The 2,688-nt window shown below is 62.4% G+C and carries 3 protein-coding genes; all 3 read right to left on the bottom strand.

Features of this window, described 5'->3' with window-relative positions:
• A partial coding sequence (locus ADADOO_RS13810) for a GNAT family N-acetyltransferase (RefSeq protein ID WP_511278081.1) occupies window positions 1-909 on the bottom strand: 909 nt, incomplete at its 3' end.
• A 54-nt stretch (window positions 910-963) separates the two neighbouring features.
• A complete protein-coding gene (locus tag ADADOO_RS13805) occupies window positions 964-2,136 on the bottom strand; it encodes an isovaleryl-CoA dehydrogenase (RefSeq protein ID WP_511278080.1) in 1,173 nt (390 codons plus the stop codon).
• Window positions 2,133-2,630 (bottom strand): PaaI family thioesterase, encoded by a 498-nt coding sequence (locus ADADOO_RS13800; RefSeq protein ID WP_511278079.1) that lies wholly within the window; start codon window positions 2,628-2,630, stop codon window positions 2,133-2,135. The genes ADADOO_RS13805 and ADADOO_RS13800 overlap by 4 nt, the downstream gene beginning before the upstream one ends.
• Window positions 2,631-2,688: the final 58 nt, after the last annotated feature.

Raw genomic sequence — 2,688 nt, 5'->3', positions numbered from 1 at the left:
GTCGATGGTCGCCAGGTGCTTGTTATGGACGTCATGGACATGGCGCAGCCAGAGGTCGACGACGCCGACCCGGGTCCGGTTGAGGGCGGCGAGCACGCCGCCGCAGCCATAGTGGCCGACGACCATGATGTGCTTGATCTTGAGCACGTCGACCGCGTACTGGATGACCGACAGGCAGTTGAGGTCAGTGTGCACGACGACATTGGCGACGTTGCGATGGACGAAGACCTCGCCGGGCAGCAGGCCGACGATCTGGTTGGCCGGGACGCGTGAGTCGGAGCAGCCGATCCACAGGAATTCCGGCGTCTGCAGCTTGGACAGCTTGTTGAAGTAGGTCGGATCGACCTCCTGCATGCGCTGCGCCCAGGCGCGGTTGAAGTCGAACAGGTGCGACAGGTTCTCGCTGCGGATCTCTTCTTCCGACCAGTTTTCCAGGTCGAGGGCCAGGAACATCGTGCCTTCAACCGGCGTCTGGTAATAGTTCGGCGCTTCGGTGAAGCCGAGTTCGCGGTAGAGCTTCACGGCCATCCGCATGTTGGGCAGGGTGTCGATGATCAGCTTGCGGTAGCCGATTTCCTTCGCTGCCTTGATCGCCGCCAGCGCCAGGGCGGCGCCGACGCCGTGGCCGCGTTCTTCGGGCTCGACGTAGAGACGTTTCATTTCGCAGACGCCATCGCTGTCGGGTAGCGGCCGAACGCCGACGCAACCGCCCGGGCGCCCGTCAATTTCGGCAAAGAACAGCCGGCCCTGCGGCGCGACATAGGTGCCGGGCAGGGAGGCCATTTCCTGGTCGAAATTCTGGTACGACAGATCGACGCCGAGCCAGGCCGCGTAATTGCGGAAATATTGGCGGACCTGCTCCAAGGCTTCGACGTCGCTGGCGGTGAGGGTGCGTAGGGTAAGGGTCATGCTGTGCGCTCCAGTGTGCGGCGCCCCCTGCTCGGGCGCGCCGGCGGGAGCTGTTTATGCCGTTTCGGCGAAGAGTTCGCGGCCAATCAGCATTCTACGGATTTCGGAGGTGCCCGCCCCGATCTCGTAGAGCTTGGCATCGCGCCACAAACGGCCGACCGGGTACTCGTTGGTATAACCGACGCCGCCCAGGGTTTGAATGGCTTCCCCGGCCATCCAGGTGGCCTTTTCAGCCGAATAAAGAATGGCCCCGGCGGCGTCCTTGCGCAGCGTCCGGGCATGGTCGGTGGCATCGCAGGCGCGGCCGACGGCATAGACGTAGGCGCGGTTGGCCATCCAGGTCGAATACATGTCGGCGACCTTGCCCTGCATGAGCTGGAATTCGCCGATGGCCTGGCCGAACTGCTTGCGTTCATGCAGGAAAGGCACGACGACATCCATGCACGCCGCCATGATGCCGAGCGGACCGCCGCACAGAACGGCGCGTTCGTAGTCGAGGCCGGACATCAGCACCTTGGTGCCGTTGCCAACGCCGCCGAGGACGTTTTCTTCCGGCACTTCGCAGTCGTCGAAGAACAGCGGGAAGGTGTTCGAGCCGCGCATGCCCAGCTTGTCGAGGTGGGTGCCATGGCTGAAACCTTTTGTGCCCTTTTCGACGATAAAGGCGGTCATGCCCTTGGCCCCGGCGTTCGGGTCGGTCTTGGCGTAGACGACCAGCGTGTCGGCATCGCCGCCGTTGGTGATCCACATCTTGGAACCGTTGAGGACGTAGCGGTCGCCCTTCTTTTCGGCCTTGAGCTTCATCGAGACGACATCGGAACCGGCGCTCGGTTCGGACATGGCGAGCGCCCCGACGTGGTCGCCGGAAATGAGCTTGGGCAGGTATTTCTGGCGCTGGGCCTGAGTGCCGTTGCGGCGAATCTGGTTGACGCACAGGTTCGAGTGGGCGCCATAGGACAGGCCGATGGAGGCCGAGGCGCGCGAGATTTCTTCGAGGGCGACGATGTGGGCGAGGTAGCCCATGTTGGTGCCGCCGTACTCTTCGCTGGCGGTCATGCCGAGCAGGCCCATGTCGCCAAATTTCTTCCAGAGATCGGCCGGAAAGTGGTTGAGGCGATCCACCTCGGCGGCGCGCGGGGCGATTTCGGCGTCGGCAAAGGCCTTCACCGCATCGCGCAGCAGGTTGATGTCTTGGCCGAGGCCGAAGTCGAGGCTGGGTATGTTCATGGTTTTGTCTCCGTGATGTTTTCGCTTTTTGGCAAATTTTCCGGTTGACCGTGGGATTTCTCGGTCCGCGTCACGCACATGATGGTCTGCTGCATCAGCGCACACAGCGTTTCCCGGCCGTCTTTCACAGCGAAGACTTCGGCCTGGGTGATGATCAACGTCTTGCCCGGGCGCACCACCTTGCCGCGGGCGATGAGTTTCTCGCCGTCGGCCGGGGCGACCAGATTCATCTTGAATTCGACGGTCAGCACCGAGGCGGTTTCCGGCACGACAGTCATCGCCGCATAGCCGGCGGCCGAATCGGCAATCATGCCGACGACGCCACCATGGACGAAACCGTGCTGCTGCTCGACGCCCGTCCAGTGCGGCAGATGGATTTCCGTCCGACCGTGCTCGATCACCGGCATCGTCGCCTGGATCAGTTCCATGGCGTTCTGGCGCGCGAAACTGGCGCTGACGCGCTCGGCAAAGTGGGGATCGATGATTTTGCTCATAGGTCGTGATTGTATTTACGTTGACGTTAACGTCAACTAAAGATCGAAGATTTTTTAC

Origin of the sequence: Azonexus sp. (genome assembly GCF_036170495.1) — a bacterium.
Taxonomy (GTDB): Bacteria; Pseudomonadota; Gammaproteobacteria; order Burkholderiales; family Rhodocyclaceae; genus Azonexus.
This window is presented reverse-complemented; position numbering and strand designations above follow the sequence as displayed.